This window comes from Paenibacillus favisporus (assembly GCF_040545415.1).
Taxonomy (GTDB): domain Bacteria; phylum Bacillota; class Bacilli; order Paenibacillales; family Paenibacillaceae; genus Paenibacillus_AQ; species Paenibacillus_AQ favisporus.
This window is the reverse complement of record NZ_JBEPLV010000005.1, coordinates 194971-210892: the sequence shown is the minus strand read 5'-3', so window position 1 is coordinate 210892 and position 15922 is coordinate 194971. Positions and strand designations below refer to the sequence as shown.

Here is a 15922-nt window from a genome sequence, read left to right as displayed (position 1 = left end):
GGCCCTCAGGCCCTCCCTTACATATTTCCGTCCGCTTCGGAGGCCGTATCCTCCTCGGCGGCATTCGCCTTGAATTCCATATGCTCAAAACCCCAGCTGCACATATCGTGAAGCACGGATCTCAGCGACTCCCCATGTTCCGTCAAGGAGTATTCTACCTTGGGAGGAACCTCCTGATATACCTTCCGGTGGATCAATCCATCCTGTTCCAGCTCACGCAATTGGTTGGTCAGCATGCCCTGTGTAATATGGGGAAGTTGTCTGCGCAGCTCCCCGAACCGTTTCGTCCCCTGGTGCAGCAGTATAAACAAAATGAGCGGCTTCCACTTGCCTCCAATCGCCTGCAGCGTCGTGATGATTCCTCCCGTGTTTCCCGTCCCGTGGTCCTTACTCATCTCGCTGGCTCTCCCCTTTCCCACCGAAGCGGCAGTGCTGTCTTTGCTGCCATTGTACCAGAGTACACGGAATGGTGACAGTACTCTTCTGAATCGTACATAGTATGGTTTTTCGTACTACCCAGCAGTACGCGGGTCTGGTCCACAGTACGGTTTACAAGACTTAGTCTGTTTAAAATGCGTACTTTTCAAAGCGGCGGCCTTGAACAATACTGGGGGTGCATCATTCATACCGCATACAGCCCGAAAGGATGATTTTGAAATGAAAACCATGGTCATTGTATCCCACCCGGATCTGTCCAAGTCCAGAGCGAACCATGCGCTTCTCGAAGCGCTGCCGAAGCATACCGATATCCACGTCCGCGATCTGTATCAGGAATATCCGGATTGGCAGATCGATGCGGACCGGGAGAAGCAGCTGCTGCTTGCTTACGACCGGATTGTTCTCCAGTTCCCTTTTTATTGGTACAGCTCACCGCCCCTTCTCAAAAAATGGTTTGACGATGTACTGACTCCCGGCTGGGCTTACGGCCCCGGAGGCGAGCATTTAAAGGGCAAAGAATTCATCGTCGTCACTACCGCGGGCGGCACAGATAAGTCATTTCAGGCCGGAGGAGACAACTGGTTTACGATCAGCGAGCTGTTAAAACCGATCCACCTTACGATTGCCCACTGCCACGGTACCTTCCTTCCCCCGTTCGTGGTGTACAATGCCAACCGGGCCAGTCAGGAGCAATTGAAGGCGGAAGGCATCCGGTACGCCGAATATATCCAGACGCCTTCGCCTGTACTGGTTCACTAAACCGTCTCCTGATAGCTCAAAGGGAAAATAAAAACGGGCAAGGCCCCTCGGCCGCCCGCTGTTATTCTCCCGGGATCAACCCGGGAGCTCCTGTATTTTCTCGCACAGCCAGCCTGGTTAGTTTAAGACATCCTTCATAAACCGCTCCAGTTGAGACACATCGGTAATATTCTGGTTGCACTTGGCGCTGTCGATGCACATATAATTTCCGACCCGCCCGAAATGGTCCAGTGCCGAACCTTTCGCTTTCGTCTGCGCCGTCACGAAGGCCACCTCTTCATGCTTGTTGCAGAGGCAGCAGACGCCCTTCTTGTTCGTGGGGGTGAACCGGCCCTCAATGCCTGTCATTTTCCCGTCCAGGTTGTAGACGATGAACAGCTTATTCGTTGAAATGTCGGTCCAGCCGATATAGGTCAGGAAGCGGAAATCGAGCTCGGCCAGCGGTGGAAGCTTCAGCTTTTTAATTTTGGGAAAAAGCTTCTTCAGCTGCTGTTCCGTTACCTGCGGAAAGGCCGTAATGTATTGCTCCAGCTCGCTCAAATAAGCCTGGAATTCCTCGGCACGGTTTAGCGTCGGAATCCGGTCGAAGAACCGCTTTTGCTCCTCCGTCGCAGCAGGGAACATCTCCATGACGCGGGTCCAAGTCGTGTGCCGGATCGCGGATATGACTTTCTGGTCGGCTGTAGTCTTGATGTTATATTCAAGGCGCCCCACCAGGCGCTTGATCAAATTATACTCGTGGTTTTCCATAAATGGCGTTAGCATGTGTTTTCCTCCTCATTTCACCAAAAAACGGAGTACCTCAAATAAGGCACTCCGCCGGTATCGAAAAAAATACGATGCGAGAAGTTCCTTGTATTAGGTCAAAAGGGCATACGTATCCCGTGAACGAAATCACGAAATTTTGCACTTTTGCCGGCTACAAGCAAACAACTGCCACTTATGGATTCCCCTTTCGAACTTCTGCACATACATCGACATTATAAATTCTCATGTCCGCCTTGTAAAGATATCTCCGGGCAAAGGATTCTTAACCGCCTGCGGCGGGTTGAAGAGCTAAGCTATCCCGGGCAGGTGTCCGATTGACAACTGCAGGAAGCCTCGCTTATACTGTGTGGCGTAACGATAAACTTGAATGAGGTGGAAAGGTAATGGAAATTTTGTCTACTGTTCTTAGAAGAGATTTGGCTTGATACGGGAGAAGTCTGCCCTTTTTTAGCCATCTCGAGAACAGTCGATATGATTTCCACATCTTTTCCAGCTTTGGCATGTAAGCGGGTAGGTGTGTTCACCTTACCCGCTTTCTGTATATTAAAGCGGGGCTGTAAGATACCTAATCACCAGGTACAGACCCCTAGAGCCGGAGTATCTTGCAGTATTTACAACCGGATCGTCACGTCATTTCGCTGTCCTCCTGATGGCTTCATTTGTTCGCAATCAATGAAACCTAAGGAGAGAGAACCATGAGCATATTAAATGTCACGAATCTTACGCATATGTACGGAGATCAAATCACGTTTCGCCATATTGAGTTCCGCCTGCTGCCGGGCGAGCATGCCGGACTGGTGGGCATGAACGGCGCCGGCAAGTCGACACTGTTCCGCCTGCTGACCGGAAGCCTGCTGCCGGAGGAAGGGCGAATCGAGTGGTCGCCGCGCGCCCGGGTCGGCTTCCTGGAGCAGCACATTACGCTGCAGGAAGGGATGACGGTCCTGCGGTATTTGGAGCGGGCCTTTCAGCACTTGTTTGACATGGAACGCGAAATGAATGAAATCGCGGCCCGATTCGGTGAGGCGGGAGACGGGCTTGACGCGATGCTCAGACGCTACGGCGAGCTGCAGGATGGGCTGGAGCAGGCCGGCTTCTACGCCATTTCCGCCAAAATTGAGGACGTGGCCCGTGGGCTGGGTCTGGCCGAGATCGGCCTGGACACCGACGTTAGCCGCTTAAGCGGCGGCCAGAAGACGAAGCTGCTGCTTGCCAAGCTGCTGCTGGAGGAGCCCGATGTGCTGCTGCTCGACGAACCGACCAACTACCTGGACGCCGTGCATATCGAGTGGCTGACCGGCTACTTGAAAAAGTATCCGCACGCCTTTATCGTTGTGTCGCATGACGAGCATTTCCTGAACGAAATCACGAACGTGATTTTTCATCTGGCCCATCAGACCTTGAAACGCTACACGGGCAGCTATACTGCGTTCCAGAAGCAGTATGCGCTCGCCCAGAAGCAGCAGCAGGCCGCCTATGAGCGGCAGACCCGGGAGATCGAACGGCTGGAATCCTTTATTAATATCAACCGGGTCCGCAAGGCGAAGCAGGCCAAGAGCCGCGAGAAAATGCTGAGCCGGATCGAGCGGGTCGAGAAACCGGGAGAAGGCCCGGCGCCCCGCTTTGAGTTCCGGGCGGATGGAAACCTCAGCGGCTCGGTGCTGATCGAGGCCAGACGGCTTCTGGCGGGGTACGGGGTGCCGCTGTTCCGGCCGCTGGACCTCACCGTCAAGGGCGGCGACAAAATCGCCATCATCGGGGAGAACGGCGCCGGCAAGTCTACGCTGCTGAAGACTCTGCTCGGCGGTATCAACGCACTGGGCGGCGCTGTAACCGTTCAGAACACGGTCCGGACCGCCTATTACCAGCAGGAAGACACGCCATCTTCGGACACGCCGCTGCAGTATGTCTGGTCCTTGCGTCCGGATTTGACGGAGAAGGAGATCCGCCGCACGCTGGCCATGGCCGGCCTGAGCGCCGATCATATCCGCAAGCCCATGCGGACGCTGAGCGGAGGAGAGCAGGCCAAGGCCCGGCTCGCCGAGCTGATGCTTACCCGGAGCAATCTGCTCGTTCTGGATGAACCGACGAACCATTTAGACGTCCGCGCGAAGGAGTCTCTGCAGAAGGCATTGGCCGCCTACCCCGGCACCGTGCTGCTGGTGTCCCACGAACCTGCCTTCTACGAAGACTGGGTCACGGACATCTGGCGGGTGCAGGATTGGAAGTAAGACCAAGAGGCAAGGCGCTCAAGGCTCAATCACAGATGCAGTATGGTTTCGCAACGTTTGATCTTCAAGGAAGAAGCTGCCGTACCGGAAGAACCCGGTCGGCAGCTTCTTTTGTGTAACGGGTAAAGCGGCTATTTTTTCAAATGGTACGGCACCGTGGTGACGATGATATTTTTCCGGTAGAGCAAAAAGGCACGGATCAGCAGACTCGACTGGTTATGCAAAATGTTGTGCCAGCTCTTCTTGGGAATAAACTGCGGAATAAGCACTGTCACCCGGTAATGTGACTCTGAAGCTTTGTACTCCACGGTATCCACGAATTTCGTCAGCGGCTGGATAATGCTGCGGTAAGGAGACAACAGCGTCACCAGCCGAATGTCGGGCTGCCACTGCTTCCACTTCTCCTCCATCTTCCGCTCCGATTCCCGGTCATAGGCTACATAAACAGCGATGATCTGGTCGGGCGACAGCGACTTGGCGTAATTGATCGAGTTCTCCACCACATGGGTGATCCCGGCGACGGGTACGATCATCACATTGCCTTCGACAGGAACGGCCGGCTCGCAGGTCGTAATCCGCAGCTGGTCGCCGACAGCCTCGTAGTGCCTTTTGACCGCATGAAATATATAAACGATCAGCGGCAGAAAAATCAGCACAGGCCACACCTGGCCAAACTTGGTAATAAAGAAAATCATCATGACCGTGAAGCTGATCAGCGCCCCCACAAAGTTGATGATCAGCTTGCCCAGCCAGCCTTTCGGCTTTTCACGAATCCATTTGACCAGCATCCCCGTCTGGGCCAGCGTAAACGGAATAAATACCCCCACCGCATATAGCGGGATTAAATGCTCCGTGCGTCCCTTGAAGGCGATGATCAGAATGATCGATGCCGTAGCCAGAAACATAATGCCGTTGGAATACCCGAGGCGGTCTCCGCGAACGGTAAACATCCGGGCGATGTATTTATCCTTGGCCAGGTTGACGGCGAGCAGCGGAAAGGCGGAATAGCCAGTATTAGCCGCAAGAACGAGAATAAGGGCAGTTGTCGCCTGGATAAAATAATACAGGAAGCTCCTCCCAAAGGTGGTAGAGGCGATTTGGGATACGACCGTTTCTTTTTCATTCGGTGCGATCCCGTAATAGTAAGCAAGAAAGACGATGCCGGCGAACAGGATCGCCAGCAGCGTGCCCATCGCCATCAAGGTTTTGGAGGCATTGTTCGGCGCCGGGTCGCGAAAGTTCGGAATGGCATTGGAGATAGCCTCCACCCCGGTGAGCGCCGAGCTCCCTGAAGCAAAAGCCCGCAGCAGCAGAAACAGGGAGATTCCTGCTACCGGCGTGCCTATTGGCGCGTGCAGGGTTGGGGGCACCTGTCCGGTTGCGATTTTGTACAACCCTACCCCGATCAGAATGAAAAGCGCGAGCACGAACAGGTAAACCGGATACGCCAGAATTGAAGCCGATTCGGTAATCCCGCGCAGGTTCAGAATGGTAATCAGAACGACCAGCGCACAGGCGATGACCACGTTATACGGGTGAAGGCCGGGAAACGCCGACGTAATGGCATCCGTCCCGGACGACACGCTGACCGCCACCGTTAAAATATAATCGACCAGCAGCGAGCCGCCGGCAATCAGTCCCGGATTGATTCCCAGGTTCTTCTTGGAAACGACATAAGCTCCACCGCCATGGGGATAAGCAAAGATGATCTGCCTGTACGATAAAATGAGGGCCAGCAGCAAAACCAGAATGCCGATACCGATCGGGATCGTGTACCAGAAGGCTACTGCACTGACCGTTACCAGCACGAGCAAAATTTGCTCGGGACCGTAGGCAACAGAGGACAGCGCATCGGAGGAAAGGATGGCCAGCGCCTTGGTTTTATTCAGTTTTTGTTCACCCAATTGGCCGGACTTCAGCGGGCGGCCGATCAGAAATCTTTTGACGGCTGACAACATGAATAACACCTCGATCTCTGTCGATAGTATGGTTTCCTTAGGGTATCCCTTTCCCAGCCAAACGACTCCGGGTATATCTAGGAATCCCCTCCCCAAACATTTAAACCGCCGCAGGGCATGAAACAACAAAAAAGCCTTCCGTTTTAGGAAGGCCTTGTGTAATGGATAGAGATGGCAGGAATCATCGAAGCCCGGCTATACCAAAAAGATCGCCACGGCCGTGGTCACCGCCAGCCCGATCAGCACGGGCTTCAGGTTCCGTCTCGCGAGCTCGAACGGGCTGACGCCGCAAATGGCCGCGGCGGGAATCAGCGCCCAAGGGATCAGCGTGCCTCCGCCGACCCAGATCGCCGCCACCTGCCCGAGGGCCGTAAGTGTGGCTGCATTGGCATGCGTGGCGGCCGCGAACAGCTGGGCGATCGAGCCGGCGAGCGAAATGCCGGAGAAACCGGAGCCGTCGAGTCCGGTGATGGCCCCGGTGATCGTCAGCGTGACGGCGCCCACCGCTCCGTTCAGCGGCACCACATGCGCCAGGGCGGCGCCCAGATCGTTGACGATGCCGTTCGAGGAGTCCGGCAGCACCTTGCCGAAGAGGTCGGTAAACGCCGCATCGCCCAAGTAGAAAAAAGCGGCGATCGGAATGACCGGACCGAATACTTTAAAACCGAAGGTGAAGCCGTCGATCAGGTAAGAGGTCACCTTTTCAAGCCCTTGGTTCCGGTGGGCAAGCAGCGTCACCGTGATCAGGATCAGTACGGCCGTGCCGCCTACGAGCGCCGTGGCGTCTCCTCCCTGCAGCTTCAGCACAAACATGGCGGCTACGTCGATCAGGAACAACACCGGGATGATGACGGCCAGCCATACCCTAACGCGTGGAGAGAGCGGCGCTGCCGATTCTTCCGCTCCCCCGCCTTCGCCCGCAAGGGCACCCGCCCCGCCGGACCCGGTGACCAGACCGTCCCGCCACGTGCCGTTCTTCATGTCCCTTCGCATCATCCAGTAGGCCGTCACGGTTGTCACCAGGCCCATCACGATGACGAGCGGAACGCTCGCTTCCATGACCTGTGATACATGAAGTCCCGCCGCATCGGCAGTCAGCTTGGGCGCGCCCTGAATAATATAGTCCCCGGAGAGCGCGATGCCGTGCCCGAACAGGTTCATCGCGATGGCCGCGCCCAGGGCGGGCAGCCCAACGCGGGTCGCGACCGGAAGCAGCACCGCCCCGATCAGCGCGACCGCCGGCGACGGCCAGAAAAACAAGGACGTGACCAGCATGATCAGTCCGATTCCCCAGAAGGCGACCGCCGGTGTCCGGATGAACCGCGTCAGCGGAGCAACCATCGTCTCGTTAATGCCGGTGCGGATCAACACCCGGCTCATCGCCACGATAATCGAAATGATCATGATGGTGCCCATCAGCTCTTTGGTCGCATAAATAAAAGAATTAAAGACGCCCGACACCGAGCCGCTCAGCGTCTCGGTCGCCAGCCATCCGAGCACGAAGATGCCTGCCACGCAGATCATCGTCGTGTCCCGCCGCTTGATCAGCAGCGCCATAATGAACACGATAAACGCCAAGTACACATAGTGTAAGGCCGTTAAATGAATGACCATACCGGTCACACCCTTCCCCTGCTGCAATTGTGCTATATGCTATGCGGGGGCCTGGGCATGTGTTCATGTCTATGGCTCAGGACAAACGGTAAGTGGCGAACGGCTCACCATTTCGGAACGGCTCGCTGATGCGGTTCAGTTCTTGGATTGTTTCCGCGCTCAGTGTCATTTCTACACTGCGCAGGTTGTCTTCCAGCTGGCTTGTGCGCGTCGCCCCGACGATGACGGTCGAAACCGCCGGACGTCCCATCAGCCAGGCCAGTGACAAGCTGCTTGGCGCTAATTCCAGACCGGCAGCCACCCGTCCAACCTCTTGGCCAAGCCGGATGTTGCGGTCTATGACAAACCGGCTGAAGTTCGGATCGGTATCGGCCCGGGATTGCTCCGGCGCCCGGTTCTCCAGCGAATATTTTCCGGTGAGGATGCCTCCGGCCAGCGGAAAATAAGGGATGATGCCGACGCCTTGATCCAGGCACATCGGGACCAGCTCCCGTTCCGATGTCCGGTCTGCAAGCGAGTAGCTGACCTGTGTGGACACGAACCGGTTCAGCCCTTTGGCTTCGCTGATGCCGATCGCCTTCATCAGCTCCCAGGCGGCATAATTGGACGCGCCGATGTAGCGGACTTTGCCGGAGCGGACCATATCGTCCAGTGTCCGAAGTGTTTCTTCCAGCGGGGTATGCGGGTCAAACGTATGAATCTGGTACAGGTCGACGTAATCCGTCCGCAGCCGTTTCAGGCTGTTCTCCAGCTCCTGCATCAGATGATACCGGGAAGAACCACGGCCGTTAGGGCCCTGCCCCATGACCAGCCCGGCCTTGGTGGCAAGCACCGCCTCCTGCCGTCTGCCTTCCAGCGCCAGGCCGATGATGCGCTCCGACTCGGTTCCGGCATAAATATTGGCGGTGTCGATAAAGTTCACCCCGCGATCCAGCGCGTGGTGGATGATCCGGATGGAGGTATCCTGATCCGCCCGCTTTCCGAAGGCGTTCGTGCCTAGTCCCAGGACGGATACTTCCAGTCCGGTATGGCCGAGGTAACGGTATTTCATCAGTTCATTTCCCCTTTTACGATAAAGTGAGTATTCAGCGGCACGTCTTGAGTCTTGAGACATTGTGCAGCCCATGTTCATATTCTTTGCTCCCGGGTCCTAGCTTTCCGCCGATGTTTCCGCCTTCGGCTTCCCGCCCCCGTTCACGAGCCAGATCCCCAGCAGCACAAGCACAATGCCAACCGCCATAACGGGGTTCAGGCTTTCCTTCAAGAACAGGCATCCGCAGACGACCCCGACGACAGGCACCAATAACAGCGAAATCGAGGCTTTGCTGGCCTCCACTTTGGACAAAATGTACGACCACATCACAAACGCCAGCGCCGAGCCGACGACGCCCGAGAACACGACGTACACGGCCGGCATGACGCCCCAGTGGCTCGTCCCGTGCTCGAAGATCACCGAGTACAGCAGCAGTCCCGCTGCGCCGGCCACCATCTGCCAGGTCGTAAACTGGAGCATGTCGCTGCCCGCAAGCTTGCGTTTGATGAGAAGGTTGGACAACGCCCAGGACAGACCTGAGGACACTGCGAGCAGCAGCGCTCCTGTGCTGCCTCCCCAGTGGGCATCCATGGCGATGAAGAGTCCGATGATGCCGATCATAATGCCGGCGAGCTTGCGTAAACGCAGCTTTTCTCCCGGAAGCCAAAAATGGGCCATCAGCGTCAGCCAGAGCGGCATGCTGTACGTGAGGACCGACGTCAGACCGGCGCTTAGATCCTCCAGCGAAATCTGGATCGCCAGGTTAAAATACATCGTCTGCAAAATGCCGCAAACGATATACCACTTCAAATCCTTCCAGCGGGGCAGCGGCACCTTGCGGAAATAACAAACCGCCAGAAGTACGAGTGCCCCGAGCGCAAAGCGGTAGCCGGCAAAAAGCACCGGCGGAAACACGCCGTTGGCCAGCTTCATAAAAACCCAATTGAAGCCCCATATTAAACAGAGAAGACCGATCAAACCATTCATGTTCACACCCCGGATGTCTGAGATTGAACCCCCCGCCCGCAGGGTGCAGCCCGGTGAACCCTGCCTGCGGCGGTTCCAGCTACCTTTCATGTTAGTCCAATTCCGGACCCATGGGAAGAAAGAAAAATCGCACCTCCATGCGGTTGGCACGGCGGTACGATTGGATTCCTTGCAGATTTTGCCTTGGCACAGATACGGCGATCCGCTTAATTTCAAGGCTAGTATTTGATGATGTTGGCGATCACGATCAGAATCGCCCCAATAGCGATCCACATGCACATCAGCGGCCAGAAAAATTTCACCCACTTCTGATACGCGATGCCGGATACGGCCAGGCTTCCCATCAGCGCCGAAGACGTCGGCAGAATCATGTTCGTGATTCCGTCCCCAAGCTGGAAGGCGAGCACCGTCGTTTGGCGGGTAACGCCCAGAATATCCGACAGCGGCACCATGATCGGCATCGTCGTTACCGCCATCCCGGTTCCGGACGTAATAAAGACGTTCATTACGTTCTGGAACACGTACATGCCGAGCACTTGAACGGATCCCGGCAGCTCGCCGACCACAACGGCCAACCCGTTCACGATCGAATCGATGACGTTGCCTTGGTCCAGCACGACCATAATTCCCCGGGCAAAACCGATGATCAGTGCGCCGTACGTAATCGACTTGGCGCCTTTAACGAATTCCGAGGCGATCCGGCTCGGACCGTAACCGGCGCAGAAGCCGGACACGATGCCCATGGTGAGAAACAGCGCGGCGAGCTCCTCCATCCACCAGTCCTTTTTCGATACGCCCCAAATCAGGGAAGCAAACCCGATCACGACGGTGGCAATGGTCAAGTAATGCTTGAGCTGCATTGGAGGCAGCTTGGAGAAGTCGAGCTCCTGCTTGTCCGCATCCTTCTCCAAATCCTGGACAAGGCTGCGCTCCGGATTTTTTCTCACTTTACCGGCGTACCGGACAATATACAGACTGGTAACCGTAATCAGACACACGAGCAGGATGATCCGCAGCCAAGCGCCCGAAAACATCGGAACCTGGGCGATGGCCTGCGCCAAGCCCACATTGAACGGGTTCAGAATCCCTGCGGTGAACCCGCATGAAGCGCCGAGGGAGATCATGGCGGTGCCCGTCAGGGCGTCAAACCCGAGCGCCCGGGCAATGGCGATGCCGATCGGCACGAAAACCATGACCTCGGTCGACATCCCCATCGTGAAGCCGGCGACCGAGAAGAGTGTAATAAAGATCGGGATGACCCAGCGGCCCTTATTCGAAAACCTTTTGGCGACCCGGCCGGTAATGGCTTCGATCGTCCCCGTGGAGGAAATAATTTCGAAGGTGCCGCCGATAATCAGGATAAAGAAAACGACGTCCGCCGAGTCGATCAGCCCGTGCACAATCGCCTTCGGTATGCTGACGATACTGACCGGACTGGCCTCCACTTGGTGGTAGGAACCGGGAACGACCAGGGATTTGCCTGTCGCCTTGTCCTCGGCTCGGTCGAATTCCCCGGCCGGAATGACGTAGGTGAGCGCCGTGGCCACCAGCACCAGGAAAATCAAAATGACATACGTATGAGGCATTTTAAACCATTTGCGGGATGCAGTATTAGTGGTGTTCATCGGTCTATCCCTCGTTTCTCTGCGCTTTCCATTGTTCAAATTCGCTGCGGACCTCGCGCAGCGCTTCCTTGTCGATACACAAATCGTAAGCCGTCAGCGCGAGCGCCTTGGCCGCACGGTTCAGTTCGATCATGCCTTCCTCCGAACCGGCCAGCGCGGCAAATTCCGGCGTATGCGTCGTAGCGTCCCCGAGCCGGATATACGGGTGGATCGCGGCGGTCATCTGGCTGACGTTGCCGATGTCCGACGATCCGACCCCGCCTTTCTCCGGCGGGTCGTTCACTTCAATGCCGAGGTCCTCCAGATTGCTGGCGAACAGCCCGGCTAGTGCCTTGTTATTGTTGCGCTCCGCATAAATCAATCCCTCGGCGATATCCACGGTAGCGCCGACACCTTCGGCCGCGCATCGGACGGCGCGGTATACTTTTTCCCTGACCGTCTCCAGCTCCTGAACGGTGGATGCTCTGAGGATGAATACCGCCTCGGTCAGTTCCGTCACGACGTTGGGCGCGTCCCCGCCTTTCGTAATGATGCCGTGTATCCGCACGTCCTCTTTCATAAACTGCCGCAGCGAGTTGATCGCCACATACGCGTTGACCAGCGCATCCAGTGCGCTGATCCCCTTTTCCGGCGAGGAGGAGGCATGCGCCTGCTTCCCGTGGAAGGTAAAGGTCGCGTCTACGCAGGCGAGCGCCCCGCGCAGCACCATCGTTTTGTTCTGCGGATGAACCATCATGGCCGCGTCGACATCATCGAAGACGCCGTCCTGGCACATGATGATCTTGCCGCCGCCCTCCTCTTCGGCCGGGGTGCCCAGCACCACGATTTTGCCCGGGAGCTCCGGGCATGTATCCTTCAGCGCCAGGGCCGCTCCGACGGCGGCTGTTCCGATCAGATTATGCCCGCAGGCGTGGCCGATGCCCGGCAGCGCGTCATATTCGGCGAGCAGAGCGATCGTCGGTCCGCCCGGTGCTCCTTCCCAGATTGCGCGAAAGGAAGTCTCCAGTCCGGAGATGCCCTTTTCTACGGTAAATCCCGCTTCGGCCAGCGGCTCGGTCAGCCACTGCTGCGCCTGATGCTCATGGAAGCTGAGCTCCGGATTGGCATGGATTTTCAGCGAAATCTCCCGCAGCATGGCGTCACGCGCGTCAACTGCCTGTATCAACTGCTGCTTTGGTTCTGTTCCTTGCTGTGCACTCATTGCTATCCCACCCTGTCGATATAAATGTTTTATGAAGCCGTCATTGGTTCCGGCATTGGTTCGTTTCGTATATTTATGCATTAATATGTATTAAATAATAAGGGCAGCCGCAGGAAGATGTACAATCAAGATTTTTTCGCGCTGGACCTAAAGAATTTTTATGTAGGCGCTTCGTTTCATTAGATTGGATAAAAAGAAGCCCCGCCCGATACCCAGGCAGGACTTCGTTAAGACGGATGTTCGGTTTTCATAAAATCGACGAACCGGTCCACGATGGCCAGCTCGAGCGATGGCTCCCGGTACAGCATCCAGGTGTTGCGCCGGATCGGCTCCCCGTTCTTCAGCTTAAGCTCCAGCGTGTACAAGCCGTCCTCCGGCGAGACAAACACGCCCGGCACGATGGAATAGCCCAGCCCGTGCTTGACCATTTCCTTGCATGTCTCATACGCATCCACCTGCATGGCGATGGTGGGCGGCGTGTCGTAATGCTCGTGCCACCAGGCCCGGATCGTCTGCCCAAAATGGGAGGACACCTGGCGGGCGGCCTTGGCCTTCGGCTCGCTGTAGTGAATATGCGGCAGCTCCGGCAGGATGGCCAGATCGATCGGCTCCTTGGAGATCAGGCAAATCGGCTCATCATGCAGCAGGAAACGGGATTCTACCCATGGATAATCCCCGCGGACGATGCCCACATGAATCTCCTGCTCCATCAGCGAGTCGAGAATTTCGGGGCTGAGCGCACAGGTGACACTGAACTGCACCTCGGGATACAGGTCCCTGAACTTCTTGAGCAGCGGCGGGAGCTTGTAGAGGCCGTAATAACTGGCGACTCCGAGCCGGAGCGTTCCCTTTACCCGGCTGCGCATATTCAGGAGATAATCCTTCATATGGTTGAGCTCGTCCTGCGTCTTCTTCGCGTACGCAGCCAACGCTTCGCCTTCCGGCGTTAAGTATGTGCCCTTGGCGTGTTTAACGATCAGAGGCACGCCGAACTCCCGCTCGAGCAGCTGAATCCGGTAGGTCAGCGCCGGCTGCGTCATGTACAGGCGTTCCGCCGCTTTGGTCAAGCTCTGCTCTTCGACGAGATGCTGCAGGATGGCAGCGTCCTTTTCGTTCATGTGAGTGGCCTCCTTTCCACGGGTCGGTTGTTATTTTGTTTATCATACCACACCGGTTGCAGCGGACCGGCCCCATGTCACCTTGGAATAAATGGATGTCGGACCGATCTATGTGTAATCTAAAGAGTATAGGGTGATGATTAGGTCTATTGATTTTCGACCGGGTTAAGAGTGAAGTTGTTTATTACATTAACAAGGGAGATGGTATGACTTGCGAAAGAGACTGGCGCTTATCATTCTGCTCATCGTAGTTGTTTTAATCATTGGATACCTTGTCGACCGTTAAACTGTCTTGTCCCAAACGAAGAAAAGTGGATGCAAAAGGATAACAGGAAAGCCCTAATCTCCTTGTAGAAGGATCTAGGGCTTCTTTCTGCTCAGTGTACTGATTACCTGCTTTACCTTTCTTGGAAAATCGCCTACTCCGTGTTAAACCTTCCTCGATGGATCATCATTGAAATGACAACGCTGTTCCATCCTCGGCGAATGTTAGGCTGACGCCCCGATTTCCGGCTTCTGTTCGGACTTTCGGCCCGTCCTCCACGCCTTGTTCGCCACCAGCGTCACCAGCATGGCCAGAATCAGCGCCACGAGCATAGCCGCGGCAAAGCCGACCACGTTGTTCGACAGAAACGGCCCCATAAAGGACGGAACATACGCCGTTCCACGCACATTAAACAGTCCCACCAGTCCCCCGCCGACGCCGGCCGCCCCGATGGCGCCCGCGAAGACGACCTTGTTCGAGAACATAAACGGGTACGCCGCCTCAACAAAGGTGCCGAAGCCCATGTTGATCAGAAAGCCCGGCGCGGCCACTGCCGCCTCTCCCCGATCCCGCGGAGCGATGATGTTGGCCAAGGTGATTCCCGCAGAAACCATCACGAGGCCGACCATGTCGATGGCCCCCAGAAAGCTGTTGCCGGTCTTCTCCATTTCCAGCAGGACGATCGGCAGAATCGCCGCATGATACACGCCGCCGATTATCGCCGGCCAGATCAGTAGGCCTGCAACCACGCCTGCGATGATCGGATTAAACGAAATCGCCTGATTGATGATGTATTTAATGAACTCACCGAGCTGCAGGGCGAACGGGGCGATCAAATAATACATGATCAATCCGGATATGAGGCCCGCCAATCCCCCGGCCACGATATTGACCGTCGTCATCGGAAACTTCCACTGCACGCATTTGACAAATAAATACTGCACCAGCAGGCCGGCGCCAATCCCGCCGATAATGCCCCCGATAATGCCACCGTTCACCGACAGCACCCCGGCGATGACGCCCGCGACAATCGACACCTCGTCCATGTCGGAAATCTGCTTGGCCGCCACGACCGCCAGCACGACCGGCAGCGCCTTGAGCATCAGGTCGAATACCTCGCTGAGTCCCTTCAGCGCCGGGATCTGACTGATCGCCAGCACGATCGCCATGGCGATGAAGCCCGGCAGCGAGGACTGCATGATGCCCTTCAAATTGATCCTCCGCAGCGGGTTCCCCGCAGGTGCGGCGGACTTGTCCCCGGCGCTTCCAAGCACCGGGATGTATTTGATCCCCCAGTATTTGCAGAGGGACGTCATAAACGAAACAGCCCGCGTCCGGTTCGTCGTCCCGGTCGTGCCCGACGTGGCGATGACGTTCGCCCCCTTGGAGCTGATCATCGCCATCGATGTTCCGCCGGTCCCCACGACGGGAATGCCCGCCTCAGCTGCTGCCTGCACCGCCTGCCGGTTGGACCCTTGCGGATCGGCGCTCATCACGATCAGCCCGTCGATGCCGCCGGCCCGGATCCGGTCTGCCAGCTCCGCATCCGCTGCTGCCGCCGCCTCATTCGTATCTTTCAGCGTCCCTTCGTACCGCTTCGCCAGACGCTGCTCATCCTCATTCCATCCGTACAGCACGGCGGCGGTGTGGTCCTTGGCGACGTCCATCGATTCGGATGCGGCAATGAACTGCACGAGGCCAATGTCCACGCCTGCGCTCTGACACTGCGCCTTGATCTCCCCGATCAGTCTCTCGGGATCCTTGCCGCCGAGGTTAAACAAGTTGCCTCCGCTGCTGCCTGCAATCGCTATTCGCTTCATCTCGTTCTCCTTGTTGTGTGGCTTTCACTCTTTATCTGATTACCGTATTACCATATTATAAGAGTAAAAGGTTAGGCCGACAACCGTTTTACCTTCAGAAAATAG

At 56.5% G+C, this 15922-nt stretch carries 12 protein-coding genes; 2 read left to right on the top strand and 10 right to left on the bottom strand.

From position 1 onward, the window contains the following. Nucleotides 1-17: 17 nt before the first annotated feature. Nucleotides 18-395, bottom strand: a complete 378-nt coding sequence (locus ABID47_RS22310; protein WP_354499991.1) for a winged helix-turn-helix transcriptional regulator — start codon at nucleotides 393-395, stop codon at nucleotides 18-20. A gap of 262 nt (nucleotides 396-657) precedes the next feature. On the opposite strand from ABID47_RS22310, the gene ABID47_RS22305 reads away from it, so the two are divergent. Continuing rightward, a complete protein-coding gene (locus ABID47_RS22305; protein WP_212970389.1) occupies nucleotides 658-1197 on the top strand; it encodes an NAD(P)H-dependent oxidoreductase in 540 nt (179 codons plus the stop codon). A gap of 117 nt (nucleotides 1198-1314) precedes the next feature. On the opposite strand, the gene ABID47_RS22300 is transcribed toward ABID47_RS22305, so the two are convergent. Further along, a complete protein-coding gene (locus ABID47_RS22300; RefSeq protein WP_354499989.1) occupies nucleotides 1315-1962 on the bottom strand; it encodes a FusB/FusC family EF-G-binding protein in 648 nt (215 codons plus the stop codon). Between the two features lie 698 nt (nucleotides 1963-2660). Between ABID47_RS22300 and ABID47_RS22295 the strand changes: the two genes are divergently transcribed. Continuing rightward, a complete protein-coding gene (locus tag ABID47_RS22295; protein WP_354499987.1) occupies nucleotides 2661-4196 on the top strand; it encodes an ABC-F family ATP-binding cassette domain-containing protein in 1536 nt (511 codons plus the stop codon). A gap of 131 nt (nucleotides 4197-4327) precedes the next feature. Here ABID47_RS22295 and ABID47_RS22290 read toward each other — a convergent pair whose 3' ends face one another. From ABID47_RS22290 to ABID47_RS22255, 8 genes are all read right to left on the bottom strand, one after another. Beyond that, nucleotides 4328-6154, bottom strand: coding sequence for an APC family permease (locus ABID47_RS22290; RefSeq protein WP_354499985.1), 1827 nt, complete (start codon nucleotides 6152-6154; stop codon nucleotides 4328-4330). A gap of 195 nt (nucleotides 6155-6349) precedes the next feature. Further along, complete coding sequence (locus tag ABID47_RS22285; protein ID WP_354499983.1) at nucleotides 6350-7768, bottom strand: hypothetical protein; 1419 nt, start codon at nucleotides 7766-7768, stop codon at nucleotides 6350-6352. Between the two features lie 76 nt (nucleotides 7769-7844). Next, complete coding sequence (locus ABID47_RS22280) at nucleotides 7845-8819, bottom strand: aldo/keto reductase (RefSeq protein ID WP_354499981.1); 975 nt, start codon at nucleotides 8817-8819, stop codon at nucleotides 7845-7847. Nucleotides 8820-8918: 99 nt separating this feature from the next. Further along, nucleotides 8919-9788 carry a DMT family transporter gene (locus tag ABID47_RS22275; RefSeq protein ID WP_354499978.1) on the bottom strand — a complete coding sequence of 290 codons (870 nt, stop codon included), beginning with the start codon at nucleotides 9786-9788 and terminating at the stop codon, nucleotides 8919-8921. Between the two features lie 218 nt (nucleotides 9789-10006). Then, the gene (locus tag ABID47_RS22270) at nucleotides 10007-11413 is read right to left on the bottom strand and encodes a YfcC family protein (protein ID WP_354499976.1); all 1407 of its coding nucleotides are present in this window, start codon (nucleotides 11411-11413) and stop codon (nucleotides 10007-10009) included. Nucleotides 11414-11417: 4 nt separating this feature from the next. Next, nucleotides 11418-12614, bottom strand: a complete 1197-nt coding sequence (locus ABID47_RS22265; protein ID WP_354499974.1) for a M20 family metallopeptidase — start codon at nucleotides 12612-12614, stop codon at nucleotides 11418-11420. A 227-nt stretch (nucleotides 12615-12841) separates the two neighbouring features. Then, on the bottom strand, nucleotides 12842-13732 hold the full coding sequence (locus tag ABID47_RS22260) for a LysR family transcriptional regulator (protein WP_089549570.1): 891 nt from the start codon (nucleotides 13730-13732) through the stop codon (nucleotides 12842-12844). Nucleotides 13733-14221: 489 nt separating this feature from the next. Continuing rightward, on the bottom strand, nucleotides 14222-15817 hold the full coding sequence (locus ABID47_RS22255) for a PTS sugar transporter (RefSeq protein WP_354499972.1): 1596 nt from the start codon (nucleotides 15815-15817) through the stop codon (nucleotides 14222-14224). Between the last annotated feature and the right edge of the window lie 105 nt (nucleotides 15818-15922).

Excerpts from the sequence above, each read along its gene's own strand:
- ABID47_RS22300 (WP_354499989.1), bottom strand. The coding sequence starts at position 1,962 with ATGCTAACGCCATTTATGGAAAACCACGAGTATAATTTGATCAAGCGC.
- ABID47_RS22310 (WP_354499991.1), bottom strand. The coding sequence starts at position 395 with ATGAGTAAGGACCACGGGACGGGAAACACGGGAGGAATCATCACGACG.
- ABID47_RS22285 (WP_354499983.1), bottom strand. The coding sequence starts at position 7,768 with ATGGTCATTCATTTAACGGCCTTACACTATGTGTACTTGGCGTTTATC.
- ABID47_RS22275 (WP_354499978.1), bottom strand. The coding sequence starts at position 9,788 with ATGAATGGTTTGATCGGTCTTCTCTGTTTAATATGGGGCTTCAATTGG.
- ABID47_RS22270 (WP_354499976.1), bottom strand. The coding sequence starts at position 11,413 with ATGAACACCACTAATACTGCATCCCGCAAATGGTTTAAAATGCCTCAT.
- ABID47_RS22255 (WP_354499972.1), bottom strand. The coding sequence starts at position 15,817 with ATGAAGCGAATAGCGATTGCAGGCAGCAGCGGAGGCAACTTGTTTAAC.
- ABID47_RS22260 (WP_089549570.1), bottom strand. The coding sequence starts at position 13,732 with ATGAACGAAAAGGACGCTGCCATCCTGCAGCATCTCGTCGAAGAGCAG.
- ABID47_RS22305 (WP_212970389.1), top strand. The coding sequence starts at position 658 with ATGAAAACCATGGTCATTGTATCCCACCCGGATCTGTCCAAGTCCAGA.
- ABID47_RS22290 (WP_354499985.1), bottom strand. The coding sequence starts at position 6,154 with ATGTTGTCAGCCGTCAAAAGATTTCTGATCGGCCGCCCGCTGAAGTCC.
- ABID47_RS22295 (WP_354499987.1), top strand. The coding sequence starts at position 2,661 with ATGAGCATATTAAATGTCACGAATCTTACGCATATGTACGGAGATCAA.
- ABID47_RS22265 (WP_354499974.1), bottom strand. The coding sequence starts at position 12,614 with ATGAGTGCACAGCAAGGAACAGAACCAAAGCAGCAGTTGATACAGGCA.
- ABID47_RS22280 (WP_354499981.1), bottom strand. The coding sequence starts at position 8,819 with ATGAAATACCGTTACCTCGGCCATACCGGACTGGAAGTATCCGTCCTG.